This window comes from Catenulispora pinisilvae (assembly GCF_015356865.1).
Taxonomy (GTDB): Bacteria; Actinomycetota; Actinomycetes; order Streptomycetales; family Catenulisporaceae; genus Catenulispora; species Catenulispora pinisilvae.
On record NZ_JAAFZA010000072.1, the window covers coordinates 21,286 to 43,136 of the forward strand.

The following is a 21,851-nucleotide window of genomic DNA, read 5'->3' on the forward strand; positions in this document are numbered from 1 at the left end:
GGCAGCGCCTGAGAACCTGGAGACGCAGCACCGGCCGGAAAAGCGGCGCGCGCCAGCGGGGCTGGAACCCACGGGCGCGCGCCGGTCTAGGTGAGGCGGGAAGAGCCTCAGTTCAGCGGTCCCACGGCCGTCTCGACGGCCGCGACCACCGCGCCGGACTTCACCGCGTCCTCGGCGGCGCGCAGCTCCGGCGACAGGAAGCGGTCCGGCCCGGGGCCGCCGACTCCGGCGTCCCGCAGTGCCCGCACGGCCGCGCCGGTACCGGCGGCCGGCTTCAGCGGCGCGCGCAGCTCCAACGCCCGCGCGGCGGTGACGAGTTCGACGGACAGGATCCGGCGCAGGTTGTCGACCGCGGTGCGCAGCTTGCGCGCGGCCGACCAGCCCATGGAGACGTGGTCCTCCTGCATCGCCGAGGACGGGATCGAGTCCACCGACGCCGGGACCGCGAGCCGCTTGTTCTCGCTGACCAAGGCGGCCTGCGTGTACTGCGCGATCATCAGGCCGCTGTCGACGCCCGGGTCGTCGGCCAGGAACGGCGGCAGACCGTGCGAGCGCGCCACGTCGAGCATCCGGTCGGTGCGGCGCTCGGCGATGGAACCGAGGTCCGCCGCGGCGATGGCGAGGAAGTCCAGCACCATGGCGACCGGGGCGCCGTGGAAGTTGCCGTTGGACTCCACGCGGCCGTCGGCCAGCAGCACCACCGGGTTGTCGATGATCGAGGCGAGTTCGCGTTCGGCGACGGTCGCGGCGTGCGCCATGGTGTCGCGGGTGGCCCCGGCGACCTGCGGGGCGCAGCGCAGCGAGTAGGCGTCCTGGACCCGGGTGCACTCGTTGGGCTCGCGGTGCGATTCCATGATCGGCGAGCCGTGCAGCACCTTCATCAGGTTCGCGGCCGAGGCGGCCTGGCCGGGATGCGGCCGGATGGCCTGAAGTTCGGCGCGGAAGACCTTGTCGGTGCCCAGCAGCGCCTCGACCGACATCGCCGCCGAGACGTCGGCGATCTTCACCAGTTCGGCCAGGTCGCCCAGGGCCAGGATCAGCATGCCGAGCATGCCGTCGGTGCCGTTGATCAGCGCCAGGCCCTCCTTGGGGGCCAGCTCCAGCGGTTCGATGCCGTGCTCGGCGAGCACCGGGCCGGCCGGGACCGCCGAAACCCCGTCCGCACCGACGACCTCGCCCTCTCCCATCAGCACCAGCGCCACGTGGGACAACGGGGCCAGGTCGCCGGAACAGCCCAGCGAGCCGAACTCCCGCACCGCCGGCGTGATCCCGGAGTTCAGCAGGGCGGCCATGGTCTCGGCGACCACCGGGCGCACGCCGGTGTGGCCGGTGGCCAGCGTCTTGAGCCGCAGCAGGGTCAGCGCGCGGATCACCTCGGGCTCGACCAGCGGGCCCATTCCGGCGGCGTGCGAACGGATCAGGGAGCGCTGCAACTGCGCGCGCATCTCCGGATCGATATGCCGGGTGGCCAGCGCGCCGAAGCCGGTCGAGATGCCGTAGGCCGGAGTCGGGGCCGCGGCCAGCCGTTCCACGACCGCACGGCCCTCGGCCAGCGCCTTCAGCGCGGTCGCGGACAGCTCGACGCGGGCACCGCCCCGGGCCACGGCGACGACGTCACCGAAAGTGAGATCCGCCTCACCGATCACCGTTGTCTGGCTCATTGATGCCCTGCTCCCTTGTCGGGTACCGACTCCGTCTGAATGAATGAGATCATACGGTCGATCGCCCGCATGAATGAGAGGGGTCCAGGAATGACCGCGACCAGTGGTCCGCGCCCGGTGCGCGCCGCCCGTGGCACGAGCATCACCGCGCAGGGCTGGCAGCAGGAAGCCGCAATGCGGATGTTGATGAACAACCTCGACCCGGAAGTCGCCGAGCACCCCGACGAACTGGTCGTCTACGGCGGCACCGGCAAGGCCGCGCGCAACTGGGCGTCGTTCGACGCGATGGTGCGCACGCTCCAGACGCTGAAGAACGACGAGACGATGCTGGTGCAGTCCGGCAAGCCGGTCGGCGTCATGCAGACCCACGAGTGGGCCCCGCGCGTCCTGCTGGCCAACTCCAACCTGGTCGGCGACTGGGCGAACTGGGAGGAGTTCCGGCGGCTGGAGGCCCTGGGCCTGACCATGTACGGGCAGATGACCGCCGGCTCCTGGATCTACATCGGCACGCAGGGCATCCTTCAGGGCACCTACGAGACGTTCGCCGCGGTCGCCGCCAAGAAGTTCCACGACACCCTGGCCGGGACCATCACCCTGACCGCGGGTCTGGGCGGCATGGGCGGCGCGCAGCCGCTGGCCGTTACGATGAACGGCGGCGTGGCGGTCTGCATCGACTGCGACGAGCGCTCCATCGACCGCCGGGTCGAGCACGGTTATCTGGATGTGAAGGCGAACTCGCTGGACCACGCGCTCCAGCTGGCGACCGAGGCCCGGGACAAGCGCGAGCCGCTGTCGATCGGCGTGCTGGGCAACGCCGCCGAACTGGTGCCGCAGCTGCTGGCGATGGACGCGCCGATCGACATCGTCACCGACCAGACCTCGGCCCACGACCCGCTGGCGTATCTGCCGCTGGGCATGGACTTCCACGACATGAAGCAGTTCGCCAAGGACAAGCCGGCCGAGTTCACGCAGCGGGCCCGGGAGTCGATGGCCAAGCACGTCGAGGCGATGGTCGGCTTCCAGGACAAGGGCGCCGAGGTCTTCGACTACGGCAACTCGATCCGCGGCGAGGCGCAACTGGCCGGCTACACCCGGGCCTTCGACTTCCCCGGCTTCGTCCCGGCCTACATCCGTCCGCTGTTCTGCGAGGGCAAGGGCCCGTTCCGCTGGGCGGCGCTGTCCGGCGAGGCTTCGGACATCGCGAAGACGGACAAGGCGATCCTGGACCTGTTCCCGGAGAACGAATCGCTGGCCCGGTGGATCAAGATGGCCGGCGAGCGGGTCCACTTCCAGGGCCTGCCGGCGCGCATCTGCTGGCTCGGCTACGGCGAACGGGACCGCGCCGGGGCGCGCTTCAACGACATGGTCGCCTCCGGGGAGCTCGCCGCGCCGATCGTGATCGGCCGCGACCACCTGGACTCCGGCTCGGTGGCCTCGCCGTACCGGGAGACCGAGGCGATGGCCGACGGCTCCGACGCGATCGCGGACTGGCCGCTGCTGAACGCGATGGTGAACGTGGCCTCCGGCGCCTCGTGGGTGTCGATCCACCACGGCGGCGGCGTCGGCATGGGCCGCTCGATCCACGCCGGGCAGGTGACGGTCGCCGACGGGACCAAGCTGGCCGGGGAGAAGGTGCGCCGGGTGCTGACCAACGACCCGGGCATGGGGGTGATCCGGCACGTGGACGCCGGATACGACCGGGCCGACGAGGTCGCCGACGAGCGCGGCGTGCGAGTGCCGATGCGTGAGGGTGACGCGTAAAAGTGTCCATGCAAAGCCTTATCCACAGGGCTGTGGACGAAGCGGAAGCGAGCCGCTACGCCGAGATGTGGCGCTCGCTTCTGCCCTACGGCCTCGACTCCGACACCGGCGGCTACCGCCGATTCGCCTGGAACACCGCGGATCTTGCCTGCCGCGACTGGTTCCGCTCCGAGGCCGCCGCGCGCGGCCTGGAGGTGGAGACCGACCGCAACGGCAACCTGTGGGCTTGGTGGGGGCCCAAGGGCCCCGGCGCCATCGTCACCGGATCGCACCTGGACTCGGTGCCGGACGGCGGCGCGTTCGACGGTCCGCTCGGTGTGGTGTCCTCGTTCGCGGCGATCGACGTGTTGCGGGCCCGCGGTTTCAGCCCGGCCAAGCCCTTCGCAGTGGCCTGTTTCTCCGACGAGGAAGGCGCGCGGTTCGGCATCGCCTGCGCCGGATCGCGGCTGATGAGCGGCGCGCTGGACGCCGACAAGGCGCGCGGGCTACGCGATCTGGACGGCGTCCCGATGGCCGCCGCGATGGAGCAGGCCGGACAGGACCCTGAGACACTGGGCCGCGACGACGAGCGGCTGAAGGGCATCGCCGCCTACGTCGAGCTGCACGTCGAGCAGGGCAAGGCACTGGCGTTCACCGAATCGCCGGTCGCGGTCGCCTCGACGATCTGGCCGCACAGCCGCTGGCGCTTCGACTTCACCGGCGAGGCCAACCACGCCGGCACCACGCGGCTGCAGGACCGGCACGACCCGATGCTCACCTACGCGAACACCGTGCTGGCCGCGCGCAAGAAGGCCAAGCTCGGCGGCGCGGTGGCGACCTTCGGCCGGCTGGTCGTCGAGCCCAACGGCACCAACGCGATCCCGTCGCGGGTGCGCGCCTGGCTCGATGTACGGGCTCCGGGCGATGAGATCCTGGCGGCGGTGACCGAGGAAATCATCAAGGCGGCCGACGAACGGGCCGGCCGCGACGGCACCGTATTGAGCACGGAACGGGAGTCGCATACCCCGATCGTGGAATTCGACCACGTTTTGCGGAACCTACTGGCGGGCAGTCTTCGTCAAACCTTCGGCGCCGTTCCCGTGCTGCCGACCGGAGCCGGGCACGACGCCGGGATCCTGGCTGCGGCCGTACCGACCGCGATGCTGTACGTCCGCAACCCCACCGGCGTGTCGCACGCGCCCGGCGAGCACGCGGACGACCGCGACTGCCTCGCCGGGGTGACCGCACTCGCCGACGTGTTGCAGGAGCTGTGCCAGTGACTTTCCCGGAGAACCCGCCGACCCCGAAGCAGTTCTGGTGTGAGCTGGCCTGGGTCGGCGGCGAGATCAAGACCAAGGTCCTCATCGAGGTGGCGGCGGGGCGGATCTCGTCTGTCACCTGTGGCGTGAAGCCACGGCCCCAGGACGCCGAGAAGCTGACCGGGCTGACCATCCCGGGCTTGGCGAACGTCCACTCCCACGCCTTCCACCGGGCCCTGCGCGGCCGAACCCAGGTCGAGTCCGGCACGTTCTGGACCTGGCGCGAGCGCATGTACGCCGCGGCCGCGCACCTGGACCCGGACTCGTACCGCGAACTGGCCACCGCGGTCTTCGCCGAGATGGCCCTGGCCGGGGTCACCGCGGTCGGCGAGTTCCACTACCTGCACCACTCGCCCAAGGGCGGCCTGTATCAGGACCCGAATGCCATGGGCCACGCCCTGACCCAGGCCGCCCAGGCCGCCGGGATCCGCATCACGCTGCTGGACACGTGCTACCTGGCCGGCGGCTTCGACACCGAGCTGAACGACGTCCAGCGCCGCTTCTCCGACGGCGACGCCGCCCGCTGGGCCGACCGCGTCGAGGCGCTGCGCAAGGCGTATGCGGGCTCTGACATGGTGCGCGTCGGCGCGGCGGTGCACAGCGTCCGCGCCGTCCCGGTGGACCAGCTGCCGCCGGTGGTGGCCTTCGCGGCGGAGAACGAGATGCCGCTGCACGTCCACCTGTCCGAACAGCGCGCGGAGAACGACGCCTGCCTGGCCCGCCACCACAAGACCCCCACGGAACTGCTGCACGCGGTCGGCGCACTCGGGCCCCGCACCACGGCGGTCCACGCCACGCACCTGTCGCAGATGGACATCGATCTGCTCGGCACCTCCGCCACCGCGGTCTGCATGTGCCCCACCACCGAACGCGACCTCGCCGACGGCATCGGCCCGGCCCACGCGGCGCACCTGGCCGGCTCCCCGGTCAACCTCGGCTCGGACTCCCACGCGATGATCGACCTCTTCGAAGAGGCGCGCGCCGTGGAACTGGACGAACGCCTGCGCACCGAACGCCGCGGCCACTGGCTCGCCAGCGAACTCCTCCAGGCGGCGACCGAGTCGGGCCACGCCTCCCTCGGCTGGCCGGCCGCGGGCCGCCTGGAAGCCGGCGCGCTGGCGGACTTCACAACGATCGCCCTGGACACCGTCCGCCTGGCCGGGGTGCAACCCGCCCACGCCGCCGAATCGGTGATCTTCGCCGCCACCGCCGCCGACGTCCGGCATGTCGTGGTGGCGGGGCGCTTCACGGTGCGCGATCATCAGCACGCGCTGGTGTCGGACGTGCCGGGGCGGCTGGCGGCGTCGATCGGGGCGATCTTCAAGTAGCGGTGGTGTCGGGGCGCATTATGTTATGTGAGATTCGCCCCATTTATCAGTATTGCCGGGCCCACTGACAGGCCATTCGAGCTCGGCGGCTGGCAGGTCTTCCGGGCTCCGGCGCGGCAGGCTTTCGGGCTCGGCGTGGCAGGGCTCGGCGTGACAGGCTTTCGAGCTCGGCGTGGCAGGGCTCGGCACGGCAGACCTTTCGTGCTCGACACGGCAGGGCTTCCTGGATCGGCGCGGCAGGCCTTCGGGCTCGGCGGCGCACTTGTCAGCGCGATCGGCGACACTTGTAACTGGGGCGAATCGCCCATAACACAATGGAGCAGCGTGACCACCACCCTCCTCACCGGCATCGCCGAGCTCACCACCCACGCCGAAGCCGACGCCCCCGGCCCGCTCGCCGACGCCGCCCTCGTCATCGCCGACGGCCGCGTCGCCTGGACCGGTCCCGCGGCGCAGGCCCCCGATGCCGATGAGCGGGTGGACCTCGGTGGGCGGGCGGTGATCCCCGGCTTCGTCGACAGCCATGCGCATCTGGTCTTCGCCGGCGACCGCGCGCAGGAGTTCGCCGCGCGCATGACCGGCGCGCCCTACAGCGCCGGCGGGATCCGGACCACCGTGGCCGCCACCCGGGCCGCGTCCGATGACGCGCTGCGCGCCAACCTCAAGCGGCTCACCGACGAGATGCTGCGGCAGGGCACCACGACCGTCGAGTGCAAGTCCGGTTACGGCCTCACCGTCGAGCACGAGGCCCGGGCGCTGCGGCTGGCGCGCGAGCAGGTCGAGGCCGTCACCTACCTCGGCGCGCACGTCGTGCCCGCCGAGTACAAGGACCGCCCCGCCGAGTACGTCGACCTCGTCAAGGGCCCGATGCTCGACGCCTGCGCGCCCTACGCCGACTTCGCCGACGTCTTCTGCGAACGCGGTGCCTTCGACGCGGAGCAGACCCGCGAGATCCTGACCGCCGCCCGCGCCAAGGGCCTGGACCTGCGCCTGCACGCCAACCAGCTCGGCAACGGGCCCGGCGTGCAACTCGCCGTCGAGTTCGGCGCGGCCTCGGCCGACCACTGCACGTTCCTGGACGACAACGACATCGAGGCGCTAGCCGGATCGCAGACCATTGCGACGCTCCTGCCCGGTGTGGAGTTCTCGACGCGCTCGCCCTACCCCGACGCCCGCCGACTCCTGGACGCCGGTGCGACCGTCGCGATCGCCACCGACTGCAACCCAGGGTCCTGCTATACGAACTCGATGCCGTTCTGCATCGCCGTCGCGGTGCGGGACATGCGCATGTCCCCGGCCGAAGCCCTGTGGGCCGCGACCGTCGGCGGGGCCGAGGCCCTGCGCCGGGACGACGTCGGCCACCTCGGCGTCGGGGCCCGCGCGGACCTCGCCGTGCTGGACGCCCCGAGCTTCATCCACCTCGCCTACCGGCCGGGCGTCCCGCTCGTCCACAGGGTGTGGAAGAACGGGACGCCCGCCGGGTGAAGCGCTGATTCAGTTTGTTGATTCAGGCTGCGCAGCACAGATCACGGGTTGTACTGGCCACTGTGCGCCGCGTCCGTGATCTGCCCGTACACGTGGTCGGTGATCGCCTTCGGCCCGCCGAACACGTCGACGAACGCGACCCCGGGCTGCTTGCCCATCGCGTCGAAGTACCCGCCGATCGGGTCCGGCAGCGTGTTCGGGTCGGTCAGCAGCAGCGGCTGCTGCACGTTGGCCACGTACGCGGCGCCGGTCAGGGCGTCGGCGAAGGTGCTGCCGCTGGCCACCCCGACCAGGTAGGTCAGCGAGAACTCGCCGAACACCTTGGCGGAGGTCTGATACCGGTCGGCACCGGACAGCTCGCTGTGGCACTGCCCGGCGGCCAGCGCGCTGAGCGCGTGCACCGCCGCCCCGCCGACGGCGCTCACCGCGTCGCAGTTCTTGGTGCCCAGCTTGCTCTTGACGTAGGCCGAGGTGGTCGGGTCGAAGAACGAGGCGCCGTTGGTCAAGATGATCGCGGCCGGCTGCGGGGCTTGGCCGGCGACCTCGGTGGCCCGGGGGCCGGCGGCCAGCGGACCGGCCGAGAGCGCGTCGGGGAAGTCGGTACCGGTGGCCACCACCACGTTCGACGGGTCGCCCAGCCCGAACTTCGCGACCTGTAGCGCGGTGTCGAAGCGGGTCTGCCCGGCGAAGCGCTGGACCTTGTAGCCCTCGTTGATCAGCTCCTGGTCCACCGACGGCGCGACCGCCGAGTACCCGCCCAGGATGAAGACGGTGCGGCCCTTGGGCACCACCCGGTTGATCTCGTCGTTGGCCGGGCCGTACAGCCCGGCGTTCGGCGGGGTCAGCAGCAGCGGGCCGCGCTTGTAGGAGGCCAGCGGCACACCGGCCAGCGCGTCCGGGAACGTGCCGGAGGTGGCGATGACCGCGGTCTGCGCCTGGCCCCAGCTGCTCTTCGGGTCCGCCGTGAGCCACTGCTTCTTCGAGATCTGCACCGCGGTGTCCAGCCGGTCGGTGCCGGCGATCCGGTTGATCTGCGCCTGCCCCGCGGCGCCGCCGATCAACAGGTGACCACTCTCGACGGCCGGGGAGTAGCCCGGCCACTGGAGCGTCAGGGTCACGCGATAGTCGCCGGGGTTCTGGTAGGTGTGCACGACGTCGACGTCGGTGGACAGCGAGGCCTGCTGGCCGTCACCGAAGTCCAGGGTGGCGGTGCAGCCGTTCCCCGGGTCGACGGTGTTCCCGGCGACCCGGATGGTGATCGGCGCGGGCGCCACCGCACCGGGCGGGTTGAAGGCGATCGGGCCCTGCTTCTCCAACCCCGAGGCACAGGTCCCGGAGTCGGTCGCGGCGTGCGCCGGCGCGACGGCCAGCGCCGAGGCGGCCGCGCCCGAGACCAGCGCGACGGCGGTGAGCAGGCTGGATGTTCTGCGTTTCATTGGCGAAGAGCCCCCAGCAGACGAGATGGGACGGAGGGTGTCGTCGCCGAGCTTCGCGTATTCCGCGTCCGCCATCAAAGGTCAGACGGCGTATAGACAGTCGCTAAAACGCTGTGGGTAAATATGCCGTCGCTATTGCCGAGCGGGTATTTTGTGGCGAGGGTGAACAGCGCGTGGGGCCAGGTTAGCGGGGGAGGGCGGATGAGGACCATCATCAACCGGGATTTCACCCGGTTATGGTACGGACAAGCGGTATCGAAGGTCGGCGACTACGTCTTCAATACGACGCTGGTGCTATGGATCGCCACGAAACTGGGCTACCACAAGAGCTGGGCCGCGGGCGCGGTGTCCGGTGTGTTGATCTCGGGCTTGATCGCGACGTTCGCCATCGCCCCGGCGGCCGGGGTCTTCGCGGACCGCTGGAACCGCAAGCGCACGATGCTGCGGATGGACGCGATCCGCACCGTCCTGGTCGGCGGGCTCGCCGCGATCGCCTTCATACCGGCCGACAAGCTCCCGGTCGGAGTATGGCTCGCGCTCATCTACGTCGTCGTCTTCGCCGTCAACGCCGCAGGGACGTTCTTCGGCCCATCCCGCATGGCCGTCGTCCCCGACGTGGTGGACGGCCCGGCGCAGATCGCCAAGGTCTCCGGCATCACCCAGTCCACCGACGCGCTGGCCGGGATGATCGGCCCCCCGCTGGCCGCGCCGCTGTTGTTCGCCGCCGGTGTACAGTGGGCAATCGTTATCAATGCCCTGTCTTACGCGATATCGTTCATGATGATCCGTACGGTCCCGATTCCGGACAACGCCCCGACCGCCGCCGAGCGATCCGGGTCGGGCTTCTGGGCGGATTTCGCCGCGGGTCTCGCGTTCTTCGGCCGGACCCGGGTGCTGGTGGTGGTCATCGTCTCGGCCTGCATCGCCAACTTCGGCGGCCAGGCGATGAACACGCTGGACGTCTTCTTCACCACCCAGAACCTGCACGCCGCGCCCAAGCTCTACGGTCTGCTCGGCATGGCGGCCGGCGCCGGGGCCATCGTCGGCGGCCGGCTGTCCACCCGGGTGGTCGCCCGGATCGGGACGGTGAAGGCGGTCTGGACGACCGTCGGGACCTCCGGGCTGCTGGTCCTGCTCTACGCCCGGCAGACGTCCATCTGGGCCGCGATCCCCGTGATCTTCCTGGGCCTGCTGCCGGTGGCGATGGTCAACGCGGCCATCGAGCCGCTGGTGATCCAGGTGACGCCGCGGGCGATGCTGGGCCGCGTCGCCTCGGTGATCACGCCGGTGATCAGCATGACGCAGCTCGGCTCGACAGTGCTGATCGGCTGGCTGTTCAGCACGGTCATGGTGCGCTTCCGGGCGAACGTCGGCGGACTGCACATGGGACCGATCGACACCATGTTCACGATCACCGGCCTGCTATTCCTCGCCGCCGCGGTCTACGCCTACCTCATGCTGCCGCGTGACGGCATCACCGCCCCGGTGGAAACCGCGAGAGAGCCCGAGCTCGCAGAGACCTGAGAACCCTTACTACCTTTAGGCAGCAACGCCACAGCCACGGGGGGACGATGAAGACCATCATCAACCGGGACTTCACCCGGCTCTGGTACGGCCAGGCCGTATCGAAGGTCGGCGACTACGTCTTCAACACGACGCTGATCCTGTGGATCGCCACCAAGCTCGGCAACGGCAAGAGCTGGGCCCCGATGGCGGTGTCCGGGGTCCTGCTCTCGGGTCTGGTGGCGGCGTTCGCCATCGCCCCGGCGGCCGGGGTCTTCGCCGACCGGTGGAACCGCAAGCGCACGATGCTGTGGATGGACGCCGTCCGGGCGGTGCTGGTCGGCGGGCTCGCCGCGGTCGCCTTCATCCCGGCCGACAAGCTGCCGGTCGGGGCGTGGCTCACGCTGATCTACGTCGTCGTCTTCGGGGTCAACGCGGCGGGGACGTTCTTCGGACCCTCGCGTATGGCCGTCGTCCCCGATGTGGTCGACGGGCCCGATCAGATCGCGAAGGCGGCCGGCATCACCCAGTCCACCGAGGCGCTGGCCGGGATGATCGGTCCGCCGTTGGCCGCGCCGCTGTTGTTCGCCGCCGGCGTGCAGTGGGCGGTCATCATCAATGCCCTGTCTTATGTGGTGTCCTTCCTCGCGATCCGGTCGGTGCCGATCCCGGACAACTCCACGAGTGCCGCCGAGCGGAGCCAGTCGGGATTCTGGGCCGACTTCAAGATCGGGATCACGTTCTTCGCCAAGACCCGGGTGCTGGTGGTCCTGATCGTCGCCTCGTGCATCGCCAACTTCGGCGCCCAGGCCATGAACACCCTCGACGTCTTCTTCGTGACCCGGAACCTGCACGCCGCGCCCAAGCTCTACGGTCTGCTCGGCATGGCCTTCGGCGCCGGGGCCATCATCGGCGCCCTGTTCTCGGTCCGCGTGGTCCGGCGGATCGGGTTGGTCAACGCGATCTGGCTGCCGGTCGTGGTGGCGGGCCTGCTCATCATGGGCTACGCCCGGCAGACCTCGATCTGGGCGGCGATCCCGCTCATCTTCGTGTACGCGCTGCCGATCGCCGTGGTCAACGCCACGCTGGAGCCGCTGGTCATCCAGGTGACGCCGCGCAAGATGCTGGGCCGGGTGATCTCCGTGTTCATGCCGGTCATCAGCATCACCCAACTCGGCTCGACGATGCTGATCGGCTGGCTGTTCAGCACGGTCATGCTGCACTTCCACGCGAACGCCGGCGGACTGCACATGGGACCGATCGACACCATCTTCACGATCACCGGCCTACTGTTCCTCGCCGCCGCGGCCTACGCCTTCATCCTGCTGCCGCGTAAGGGGATCGCCGCCGCCGAACCAGACCGCGAACCAGACACCGAGCCGGACCGCGCACCGGAAGACGAACCGGAAACCGCACGCACCTGAGAACCGCCGCGCAATCCGATGCAACCTCCCGGCCCCTGGCGCACTCTGAAGCGGCTGTCATGAACGACAGCACACCACAGAGGGCGGGGATCCGGTGTTAGGCAGGCTCACCCAAGAAGAGCTGGCGGACTTCACCGAGTTCGCCCAGGCCCGGCAACGGCACCTGATGCGCACGGCGTACCTGCTGTGCGGGAACCGCCAGGCCGCCCAGGACCTGACCCAGACGGCACTGCTGGACCTGTGCCGGGCCTGGCGCCGGGTACGGCGGGTCGACGACGTCGACGCCTACTCGCACCGCGTCCTCATCAACGCCTACCGCACCGCCCTGCGCAAGGCGGGCCGGGAGCGCAAAGCGTTGTGGGACAAGGCGTGGGAGGCCGAGACGTTCGAAGCCGCCTCGGCTCCGGACCACTCCGTGGGCCTGCGCCTGACGCTGCTGGCGGCGCTGGACCGGCTGCCGCCGAAGGCGCGGGCCGTGGTCGTGCTGCGGTACTGGGAGGACCTGAGCGTGGAGGCGACGGCCGCCGCGCTCGGGTGCTCGACCGGCACCGTCAAGAGTCAGTCGTCGCGCGCCCTGGCCAGGCTGCGCACGCTGCTCGGCGACGGGTTCGCCACCACCGATTCCGAGCTCTGGGAGAACTCACATGGAAACTGAACACCCGGACACCGAAGGGATGCACCGCCTCTTCGACGACGCGCTGGCCGACGCCGACCTGACCGGGGACGTCGTCCCCGGCGTGCTGACCGGCTACGAGCGCACGGTGAAGGTCCGGCGCTACCAGACCGCCGGCGTGGCGCTGGCCGTGCTGGCCACGGCCGGGGTCGCGGTCAGCGCGCTGCCCCGCGGTGGCGCGTCGGTCCGCACGCCCGAGCCGGCCGCGTCGAGCGCGGCTTCGGGCCCGGACTACTGCACGCACCAGCACTGGGTCTCCACGCCCAACCCGGACGTCGAGGTGGTCAACGAACTGTCCTCGAATCCGGCGGTCGACCAGGCCAACTGCGAGGCGCTGCGGACCGCGCTGCACGCGACGATCCCCGATGCACAGCTGGTGCCGAGGTACCTCCCCGACCTCACGCTCGACCCGCGCCTGGACCAGGCGCAGGTGAAGAAGGTCAACGAGGAGATGAGAACCGACCCGCTGCCGGGGAACGCCGACCAGACGAAGTACTTCGGCTCCGAGCTGAAGTACCTGGCCGTCCACCCGGAGGATCCGGCGAACGTCTATACCCCCAACGGCTATGAGCTGGTCACGGCCGACGGTCGGGACCTGCTCGGGATCAGCGGCCCGGGCAACGTCAAGCAGGTCGCCGACGACCCCCTCTCGTTCGTGGGGTCGGCCGCGTCGAGCGACTGCACGACGGCGCCGCCGAGCCTGGCGGGCATGGTCCATTGCACACCCGTCGGCACGGCCGGTGGCTGGCACGGCGCGTTGTGGCGAGAGCCCGAACCCATCGACGGCACCGACGCCTGGACGTTGACGGCCGTCGTGACCGGCCCGCAGGCGACGAGCATCCGGGTCACCGACGGCCTCGACATCGATGCCTGGTACCGCGCGGGGATGTATGACGGGACCCTCAGCACCTTCATCGACCAGAACACCAAGTGGATCAACCGCTGGAGCGGGCAGACCGCCGTGGGGAAGAACCCGCCCGCCGCACACGTCGTGACCGAGCAGCAGTTGGCCCAGTTCCTCGACTCGTCCGCGTTCCAGACGTACGCCGACAGCTACCGCACCTACATCGACAATCTGCCGCAGACCCAGGGCAGCGAGACAGCGGACCCGGTCCACAGTCACTGAGCGGTCAGCACGATCCGCGCGTTTTCGCGCACACCCGCACGACCCGCACCGCCCGCACGAAAAGGCGGCGACCAGCTGAGTCCAAGTCAGCTGGCCGCCGCCATCGCATTCTGTCAGCAGGGGCCTTCCGAGATCCCCCGGCCTTTCATCGGTCCCGCGATCGGTCCCGCGCGCCGGATCCCTCAGGCCGTGACCGGCTCCAGCTTCTCCCGGCCGCCGAAGTACGGCCGCAGCGCCGCCGGCAGCGTCACCGAACCGTCGGCGTTCTGGTGGTTCTCCAGGATCGCGACGATCACCCGCGGCATCGCGCACAGCGTGCCGTTCAACGTGGCCAGCGGCTTCACGCCGTCCGCGCCGCGCGCCCGGATCTGTAGGCGCCGGGCCTGGAACTCGGTGCAGTTCGAGGTCGAGGTGACCTCGCGGTACTTGCCCTGGGTCGGGATCCAGGCCTCGCAGTCGAACTTGCGCGCCGCCGAGCTGCCCAGGTCGCCGGCCGCCACGTCGATCACGTGGAACGGAAGCTCAAGCGCCGTGAGGAACTCCTTCTCCCACTCCAGCAGCCGCAGGTGTTCGGCCTCGGCGTCCTCCGGCAGGACGTAGGAGAACATCTCGACCTTCTCGAACTGGTGCACCCGGATGATGCCGCGGGTGTCCTTGCCGTAGCTGCCGGCCTCGCGGCGGTAGCAGGACGAGTAGCCGGCGTAGCGCAGCGGCAGCTTGGCGGCGTCCAGGATCTCGTCCATGTGGTACGCCGCCAGCGGCACCTCGGAGGTGCCGACCAGGTACATGTCGTCCTCGGGGAGCCGGTAGACGTTCTCGGCGGCCTGGCCCAGGAAGCCGGTGCCCTCCATGGCCTCCGGCTTCACCAGCGACGGGGTGATCATCGGGATGAAGCCGTAGTTGGTGGCCTGGGCCATCGCCAGGTTGAGCAGCGCGATCTCCAGCAGTGCGCCGGCGCCGGTCAGGTAGTACTGCCGCGCGCCGCCGACCTTCGCGCCGCGCTCCAGGTCGATGGCGCCGAGCAGCCGGCCCAGCTCGACGTGGTCGCGCGGTTCGAAGCCCTCGGCGGCGAAGTCGCGCGGGGTGCCGATGGTCTCGCGCAGGACGAAGTCGTCCTCGCCGCCCTCCGGGACGCCGTCGATGACGACGTTGGAGATGGCCAGCTGGAGCTGCTTGAGCACGGTGTCGGCCTCGTGCTGCTCGGCCTCGGCCGCCTTCACCTCCTCGGCCAGCTTCTTGCCCTGCTCCAGGAGCTCGGACTTCTCCTCGCCGGCGGCCTTGGGGATCTGCTTGCCGAGCAGTTTCTGCTCGTTGCGCAGGGTGTCGAAGCGGGAGACGGCCGCGCGGCGCGCCTCATCCGCAGAGAGCAGCGCGTCGACGAGGGTCGGATCTTCACCTCGGGCGCGCTGCGAGGCGCGGACACGCTCCGGGTCTGTGCGGAGGAGACGCAGGTCAATCATGGACCAAGGCTAGCCGGTCCGGCAGGCTCGGCCGTAATGCTTTGATGGATGTCCCAAGCCGGACCGAAGGAGTACTACCGATGCTGGCCACGACTGACGTGAACGCGCTGCCCGAGGGCGGCCTGCTGCTCGACGTCCGAGAGGACGACGAGTGGGCGGCGGGGCACGCGCCGACCGCGAAGCACATCCCGATGTCGGAGTTCGTGGCGCGCAAGGAGGAACTGGGCGCGCCCGAGGGCCCGGTCTACGTGATCTGCCGCGCCGGGAGCCGTTCGGCCCAGGTGGCGCAGTACCTGATCCAGAACGGCGTCGAGGCGGTCAACGTCACCGGCGGCATGCAGGCCTGGGCCGCGGCCGGCAAGTCGGTGGTCACGGACTCCGGAGCGGCAGGGACCGTGATCTGAGGGCCAGCAGCACATCGCGGTACTGGCGGGCCCGGTGGACCTGGGACCGCCAGTCCTCGCCGGTGACCCGGTGCCGCAGCTCCGCCGGCACCTCGGCCACTGTGTAGCCGGCCCGCAGCAGGTCCACGGTGAGGCCGACTTCGACGCCGAAGCGCGGCGCGTAGGGCACGGCCTCGGCGGCCCGCCGGGTCAGGCAGCGCTGCCCGGACAGCGGAACCTCGGCCTCGAAGCCGGTCAGCCTCCTGATTCCCTCCCGGGCCAGACCCACGACCAGGCCGTGGCCGCCCCCGGGCTGCGGCGGCGGCAGCGCGACCGCCATGTCGCAGCCGCCGGAGCGGACGGCCTGGACCAGCGGACCGGCGTTGGCCGCGCTGGCTTCGAGGTCGGCGTCCAGGAACAGGACGTAGCGGGCCTGCTCGGGAAGCGCCTTGACGCCGGCGGCCATCGCCGCGCCCTTGCCGAGGTTGTGGCGCGTGGTGAGGACCCGGGCCCCGGCCCGGCGGGCCCGGCGAGCCGTGGCGTCCCGGGAGCCGTCGTCCATGACCAGGACGGTGCCCAGCTCGGCGGCGGCGCGCACAGTCGCGGCGATCCGCTCCTGCTCGTTCCATGCCGGGATGATGACGAAGACGTCACTCGATGTGACCTCCGTGACAGGTTCCGCCTCCATGCCCCGAGCCTAGAGGTAGCGTGACGGGCGATGGACCGCAGCCGACACAGCGACGACAAGATCCTCGACGCCGCCCAGAGCGCACTGCTGGACCTGGGACTGCGCAACACCACGCTGGCCGAGGTGGCGCGCCGGGCGGGCGTGTCCCGGATGACCTTGTACCGGCGCTATCCCGACATCGACACGCTGCTGACCGAAGTGCTCGGGCGGCAGCTGATCCGGGTGGTGCGGCGCAACGCGGGCCTGCAGGAGGAGGCCGGCGGCGGCCGGAGCGCGCGCCAGCTGCTGGTCACCGGGACGGTCGAGGTGGTGCTGGCGTTCCACGGCGATCTGCTGATGCACAAGATCCTGGAGTCCGACGCGGAGTTCCTGCTGCCGTATCTGACCCGCGAGTTCGGCCCGCTCCAGCACTACGCGCTGGACCTGCTGTCGGTACGGCTGGAACAGGGGCACGAGGACGGGTCGATCCGGGCGGGTTCGGTGGCGTTGCAGGCGCGGACGGTGCTGCTGACGGCGCAGTCGTTCGTGGTGTCGGCGCGGGCGGCCGGGCAGGTGCCGATGGACCGGCTGCTGGAGGAGCTGACCGAGATGCTGGACGCTTATCTGCGGCCCGGGGGAGACCGTCCCGGGGCGTCCGATCCCGAGCACGGCGGGTAATAGTCGCTGCCGCGCCGGTGGTTAGACGCCCGGCCGCTGGCGACGGGGGATGCACCAGCGACCGGGCTGGAAGCACAGTACCCAGGCCGATCGTTCGACGCAAAACAAGAATGTTCGAGACGCGAATCGGCGGTGGGCGAAATGCCGGATCCACCGTCGATCGTGCGATTTCATGTCCGGCATGGCACTTACACGCACGGCCCCGCCGCGCGCCGTGGCCCTGGTCTCGGCCGCCGCCGCGGGCGGGACGGCACTGGTCGGCACGGGTCTGCCGGCCGCCGCGGCGGCCGCGGCCACCCCCAACGCCACCGCCGCCGCCAACGCCGCCACCACCCACGCGGCCGCGAGCACTTTGATCACCCTGACCGTGGCCGGGGTCCCGGCCCTGTCGGTCAACGCCTTCGAGGGTTCCTACGCGACCAGCACCATGGCCCAGAACGGCGGCGACAGCTCCGCCGACGGCTCACAGGACCCCACCGGGGTGCTCGACCGGGTCACGCTGGACCAGCCGGCGCAGTCCAAGACGCACTCGGATCCGGCGAAGAACTGGGCGGACGCGCAGCCGGCGGTGGAGTACTCGCTGCATGGGAAGAAGCTCTACTCGATCTCCTCGGTGGACTCGCATGCCGAGTGCGTTCCGTCTTCTCCGGGCGCCACTACTTATGTGCACACCGCTCCCGACTCTGTGACGGTGCTGGGGACGAGCCTGACCACGGGGAAGACCACGCTTCCGGTGACCGGGGCTCAGCTCGGGGTCACGGGGGTGGATCACGGGAGTCTGGCGGTCACGTACTCGACGACGGCCGCGCAGGAGCAGCAGACGTCGGCGACGTCCGCGCATGCGCATTTGGACTTGAGTATTAGCGGGGTCTTCTACGACAAGGCCGGGAAGCAGCTCTATAGCGGACTGGTGCAGAAGCTGCGGTTGGGCGATGTGCAGGTCGCGTGTCAGAGCTCGGGGACGGCGTCGCCGAGTCCTACTCCGAGCCCCACCGGGACGCAGCCCACGCCGGGCAGTCCTATTGCGGTTGCCGGGAATCCTCCGGTGGCTCCGGGGCCGGGTGTGGATCCGGCTGTGGATCCGGAAGGGCCGGCAGTGGTGGAGGGCGAAGACGGCGGTCCCGATTCCGCCGGGAATGTTCCCGCTGCTCATCAGGGGCGGCACTCCGCCCATAAGCGGAGCCGGAGTAAGTCCGAACCGGGAGCCGGTGCCCCGGCGGACGGCCCAGCGCTGCCCGCCGCGAACGTCGGCAAGGCGGTGGCGCCGGACAACGGGGACGGTTCGATCTGGTGGGCGCTGCTGTCAGTGCTCGGACTCGGTGGCGGGACGGGGTTGTATTTCGCTACGCGGCGGGGTCGGGGGCGGCATCAGTAGTACCTGGCAAGAACCTAGTAGCGAAATACCTAGTAATGCAGAAGCGCGGGAGCCCCTAAGGACTCCCGCGCTTCGTCGCTGTACAACGAACACTGCTCTATAACGAGCCCTCTATAGAGCCCTATCGAGCGCTCTATAGAGGCAGTGCCACCTTTAGCGCAGCGTCACCTGTCGGCTCACCAGACCGGCGCGCGCCCGGCGCTCCTCGTTCGTCAGCGGGCTGTCGTCGGCGAGCGCCTTGGCCAGCCGCTCGGCGAACTCGGCCGCCGGCTTCTCGATCTCCGAGGCCTCCATCTCCTTGGGGAGGTCCCAGACCGGGACGACCAGGCCGCAGGCGCGGAAGGCGCCGACGTACCGGGTGCCCTCGCCGAGGCCGGACTGCTTGGCCGCGTGCAGCCGCGCCAGCGCGTCCATCAGCTTCTCCTCCTCGTGGGGCATCACCCAGCGCAGGTGGCCCTTCTCGCGGATACGCGTCCAGTACGCGGAGGGGACCGAGGCCAGCTTCGTGGTCGGGTACGCGGCGGCGTTGGCGTGCTCCAGCGAGAGCTGCGCCTCGGCCGACACCTCCGCGCCGTCGATGATCCAGAACGAGAAGTCGTCGTGGACGGTGATGTCCAGGCTGTCCGCGCTGGTGTCCAGCAGGTCCCGCAGCCGCGGGCCCTCGGCCGCCGGGGCCGCGGAGTCCACGACCGTGCCCGGCTCGCTGTCCAGGGCGCGCAGCAGCGCGTCGGCCAGGTCCCGGTCCGGGTCGCCGGAGCTGGCCAGGGTCTGGAGCGCCAGCATGATCTCGCCGGTGTCCCGGTGTACCGCCGGGGCGGCCATCGGCAGGACCGTGGCCAGGGTGACGGTGCGGCCGGCGTGCTCGCCCGCCAGCTTCAGCGGCGCGGTGGCGGCCGGCACCAGCTCGCGCATCGCGACGATGTCCGTCTCGCCCGGCAGCCCCTCGAACGGCCGCTTGTTCGCGGTCACCTCGGCGGCCTGCTGGTGCGCCGCGTGCGCGGCCTCGCGGCCGTGGCAGGCCTTGTACCGGCGGCCCGACCCGCACGGGCACGCCTCGCGCGCCCCGACGACCGGGATCTCGCCGTCCAGGACCGGCGTCTGCCCGGCCTTCACGGCCCTACTCGACTTCTTGCCCATGGCTGGCCGGCCTTCCTGCGTGGGATGTTTGCTTCGGTCAGCCTAGTAGGCCCGGAGGGTGAGACGGGCGCACACGGCGGGTGACACCCTGCTACTGTGCGGTCATGCGCTCGTTCCCCCAACAGTGGTGGTGGTCCGCCCCAGGCGGACCCCGGTAACAGCGCACCCACGCTCCCGACCGGCCGCCTCACGAGGCGGCCGGTTTCGGTTTCTCTGAGAACTCTCTGGAGAACCCCGGTGGGCCTCACGGAGCGGCCTCCTTAGAGAGGCACCGCAATGGCACACCAGGGCTTGCCGCAGGACTTGCTACCGGGCTTCCGTCTCCCGGACGGACCGTTCGTGCTGATCCGGCGCGGCGCCGAGCCGGACGTCGAACTGCTCACCGGGGGCGCCTTCGAGCAGTTCCCCGCACTGGCGGATCTCCCTACAGAGGACTCTGACGCGCTCCTCGCGCTCGTCCCCTATAGGCAGCTCATGGAACGCGGGGACGAATGTCACGACGACCACACGCCACTGCTCGCCCTGCGTATCAGGGAACGTTCCCGATGCTTGATCACGGAGTTGCCGCCCGCCACACCGCCGGTCCTGCGGGACGGCGCGTTCGATGTGGATGACGAGGCATACGGGGCGTCCGTAAAACGCGTACTCGATGAGGAGATCGGCGCGGGCGAGGGGTCGAACTTCGTATTGCGCCGGACGTTCGTCGGACACTGCGACTCCGCACGGGAGACGGCGTATGGAGCGTTCCACGCACTGCTGGAGCGGGAGCGGAATGCTTATTGGACGTTCCTCATCGACACCGGCGAGGGGCTGATGGTCGGGGCGACTCCGGAACGCCATGTATCGCTCTCCAGAGGGGTCGCAGTGATGAACCCCATTAGCGGAACCCTGCGCGAACCCCCGGCTACGGCTTCACGAGAGCGTGTGGTGGCGTTCCTGGGCGACGCCAAGGAGCGCGACGAACTGGCGATGGTCGTGGACGAGGAACTGAAGATGCTCGCCGAAGTCGGGGACCTCGGCGGCCGGGTCCGCGGACCGTTCCTGAAGGAGATGACGAACCTCGCGCACACCGAGTACTACATCGAGGCGCGCACCACGATGGACCCGCGCCTGATCCTGCGCACCACCATGTTCGCCCCCACCGCCACCGGCTCCCCGATCCGCAACGCGTTCCGGGTGATCAAGCGGCACGAACGAGGCGGCCGCGGGTACTACGCGGGGGTCGCGGCGCTGATCTCCCGCGACGAGACCGGGGCGCCGGAGATGGACGCGCCCCTGCTGCTGCGGGTCGCGTATGTGGCGAACGACGGGACGGTGCGGGTACCGGTCGGCGCGACGCTGGTGCGGGGGTCGGATCCGTACGAGGAGGTGCGGGAGACGTACGCGAAGGCGGCGGGGGTGCTGCGGGCCTTCGGGGTGGCGTTCGGGCCGACATCCCCGGCACGCACCAGCCAGGGCACCGCGGCGGAGGCCCGCACGGCACCGTGGTCCGAGGACCCCGAGATCGCCGCACTGCTGGCGGCCCGTAACGAAACCCTGTCCCCCTTCTGGCTGAACGAGCACGAGCCCGAGAACCTGGTCGACCCGGTGCTGGCCGGACGCAGGGTGCTGATCGTCGACAACGAGGACGCGTTCACGTCGATGCTGGCAGTCGAGCTGCGCTCCCTCGGCTTGGAGACGACGCGCGTCGCGCACGACGAGGTCCCCGACCACAGCGCCTACGACCTGGTCCTGCTCGGCCCCGGCCCCGGTGACCCCCGCGACCTGACCTCGCCACGCATCAACGGGGTCCGCAAACTAGCCAAGCTCCTGATCGACCACCGCACGCCCACCCTCGGCCTCTGCCTCGGCCACCAGGCGCTGGCCGCCGAACTCGGCCTGGAGCTGGTCCGGCTGCCCACGCCGATGCAGGGGATGCAGGCGGAGCTGGACCTGTTCGGCAGCCGGGAGCGAGTCGCCTTCTACAACTCCTACGCGGCGCGCCTTCCGGAGTTCCTGGTCCTGGAAACGGTGGCGATCCCCGACAGCAGCCTGACAGCAGCGCTGCGGGGACCCTCCTTCACCGGGCTCCAGTTCCACCCCGAGTCGGTGCTGACGATGGACGGGCGTGGCATCCTCGGACGCGAGATCCGGCGGCTGCTGAGTCGTTGAAGCGGCTGCGGCGGCGCGATCCGGGGTCACGGGTTACCAGGCGCGCCGCCGCATGCCGAAGCATCAGGTGGCTGACACCGGCTAATCGATCGCGCCACAGTCTCCGCCGGCGCCCAGCCGCAGCCGCAGCCCAGCCACAGCCACAGCCACAGCCACAGCCACAGCCACAGCCACAGCCACAGCGGATCATCCTCAGCCCGACCGCCGACGCGAACCTCCTCCGCCCGCGCCGACAGCCGCGCCTTCGCGCTTCGCCTCAAAGCCTCAAGGCGCCGCCCCGTCCGCTCGCCGCACGCCCCTCACCC

General features: G+C 70.4%; 17 protein-coding genes. 12 read left to right on the plus strand and 5 right to left on the minus strand.

What is annotated here, in order from left to right:
* Positions 1-107: 107 nt before the first annotated feature.
* Positions 108-1,661 (minus strand): histidine ammonia-lyase, encoded by a 1,554-nt coding sequence (gene hutH / locus IZR01_RS20830; RefSeq protein ID WP_194893956.1) that lies wholly within the window; start codon positions 1,659-1,661, stop codon positions 108-110.
* Between the two features lie 90 nt (positions 1,662-1,751).
* Between hutH and hutU the strand changes: the two genes are divergently transcribed.
* The 4 genes from hutU to hutI all read left to right on the plus strand — a co-directional run bounded on the left by hutU (position 1,752) and on the right by hutI (position 7,533).
* The gene (gene hutU / locus IZR01_RS20835; protein WP_194893957.1) at positions 1,752-3,422 is read left to right on the plus strand and encodes a urocanate hydratase; all 1,671 of its coding nucleotides are present in this window, start codon (positions 1,752-1,754) and stop codon (positions 3,420-3,422) included.
* Between the two features lie 65 nt (positions 3,423-3,487).
* The gene (locus IZR01_RS20840; RefSeq protein WP_194893970.1) at positions 3,488-4,681 is read left to right on the plus strand and encodes an allantoate amidohydrolase; all 1,194 of its coding nucleotides are present in this window, start codon (positions 3,488-3,490) and stop codon (positions 4,679-4,681) included.
* Positions 4,672-6,048, plus strand: coding sequence for a formimidoylglutamate deiminase (locus IZR01_RS20845; protein ID WP_438939627.1), 1,377 nt, complete (start codon positions 4,672-4,674; stop codon positions 6,046-6,048). The genes IZR01_RS20840 and IZR01_RS20845 overlap by 10 nt, the downstream gene beginning before the upstream one ends.
* A gap of 324 nt (positions 6,049-6,372) precedes the next feature.
* Positions 6,373-7,533, plus strand: a complete 1,161-nt coding sequence (hutI, locus tag IZR01_RS20850; protein ID WP_194924802.1) for an imidazolonepropionase — start codon at positions 6,373-6,375, stop codon at positions 7,531-7,533.
* 41 nt (positions 7,534-7,574) lie between these two features.
* Here the strand turns inward: hutI and IZR01_RS20855 are convergent, their stop codons facing one another.
* Entirely contained in the window at positions 7,575-8,969 is a 1,395-nt protein-coding gene (locus IZR01_RS20855) for a cell wall-binding repeat-containing protein (RefSeq protein ID WP_194893960.1), read from the minus strand.
* A gap of 201 nt (positions 8,970-9,170) precedes the next feature.
* Here IZR01_RS20855 and IZR01_RS20860 point away from each other — a divergent pair, with 201 nt between their 5' ends.
* The 4 genes from IZR01_RS20860 (at position 9,171) to IZR01_RS20875 (ending at position 13,695) form a co-directional block, all read left to right on the plus strand.
* Entirely contained in the window at positions 9,171-10,493 is a 1,323-nt protein-coding gene (locus tag IZR01_RS20860; RefSeq protein WP_194924803.1) for an MFS transporter, read from the plus strand.
* Positions 10,494-10,540: 47 nt separating this feature from the next.
* Positions 10,541-11,896 (plus strand): MFS transporter, encoded by a 1,356-nt coding sequence (locus IZR01_RS20865; RefSeq protein ID WP_194924804.1) that lies wholly within the window; start codon positions 10,541-10,543, stop codon positions 11,894-11,896.
* A 94-nt stretch (positions 11,897-11,990) separates the two neighbouring features.
* Positions 11,991-12,551 carry a SigE family RNA polymerase sigma factor gene (locus tag IZR01_RS20870; protein ID WP_194924805.1) on the plus strand — a complete coding sequence of 187 codons (561 nt, stop codon included), beginning with the start codon at positions 11,991-11,993 and terminating at the stop codon, positions 12,549-12,551.
* Positions 12,541-13,695, plus strand: a complete 1,155-nt coding sequence (locus tag IZR01_RS20875) for a hypothetical protein (RefSeq protein WP_194924806.1) — start codon at positions 12,541-12,543, stop codon at positions 13,693-13,695. Before IZR01_RS20870 ends, IZR01_RS20875 begins: the two co-directional genes overlap by 11 nt.
* A gap of 182 nt (positions 13,696-13,877) precedes the next feature.
* Here IZR01_RS20875 and serS read toward each other — a convergent pair whose 3' ends face one another.
* Positions 13,878-15,155 (minus strand): serine--tRNA ligase, encoded by a 1,278-nt coding sequence (gene serS / locus IZR01_RS20880; protein WP_194924807.1) that lies wholly within the window; start codon positions 15,153-15,155, stop codon positions 13,878-13,880.
* 83 nt (positions 15,156-15,238) lie between these two features.
* On the opposite strand from serS, the gene IZR01_RS20885 reads away from it, so the two are divergent.
* Positions 15,239-15,559: a rhodanese-like domain-containing protein gene (locus tag IZR01_RS20885; RefSeq protein WP_194893971.1), complete on the plus strand. Its 321-nt coding sequence runs from the start codon at positions 15,239-15,241 to the stop codon at positions 15,557-15,559.
* Here IZR01_RS20885 and IZR01_RS20890 read toward each other — a convergent pair.
* Positions 15,525-16,226 carry a glycosyltransferase family 2 protein gene (locus IZR01_RS20890; protein ID WP_194924808.1) on the minus strand — a complete coding sequence of 234 codons (702 nt, stop codon included), beginning with the start codon at positions 16,224-16,226 and terminating at the stop codon, positions 15,525-15,527. The genes IZR01_RS20885 and IZR01_RS20890 overlap by 35 nt on opposite strands.
* Before the next feature lie 30 nt (positions 16,227-16,256).
* On the opposite strand from IZR01_RS20890, the gene IZR01_RS20895 reads away from it, so the two are divergent.
* Positions 16,257-16,883 (plus strand): TetR/AcrR family transcriptional regulator, encoded by a 627-nt coding sequence (locus IZR01_RS20895; protein WP_194893967.1) that lies wholly within the window; start codon positions 16,257-16,259, stop codon positions 16,881-16,883.
* Between the two features lie 181 nt (positions 16,884-17,064).
* Positions 17,065-18,258, plus strand: a complete 1,194-nt coding sequence (locus tag IZR01_RS20900; protein ID WP_194924809.1) for a hypothetical protein — start codon at positions 17,065-17,067, stop codon at positions 18,256-18,258.
* Between the two features lie 153 nt (positions 18,259-18,411).
* Here IZR01_RS20900 and IZR01_RS20905 read toward each other — a convergent pair whose 3' ends face one another.
* Positions 18,412-19,395 (minus strand): DUF5926 family protein, encoded by a 984-nt coding sequence (locus IZR01_RS20905; RefSeq protein ID WP_194899920.1) that lies wholly within the window; start codon positions 19,393-19,395, stop codon positions 18,412-18,414.
* Between the two features lie 276 nt (positions 19,396-19,671).
* Here IZR01_RS20905 and IZR01_RS20910 point away from each other — a divergent pair, with 276 nt between their 5' ends.
* On the plus strand, positions 19,672-21,546 hold the full coding sequence (locus IZR01_RS20910; protein ID WP_194924810.1) for an anthranilate synthase family protein: 1,875 nt from the start codon (positions 19,672-19,674) through the stop codon (positions 21,544-21,546).
* Positions 21,547-21,851: the final 305 nt, after the last annotated feature.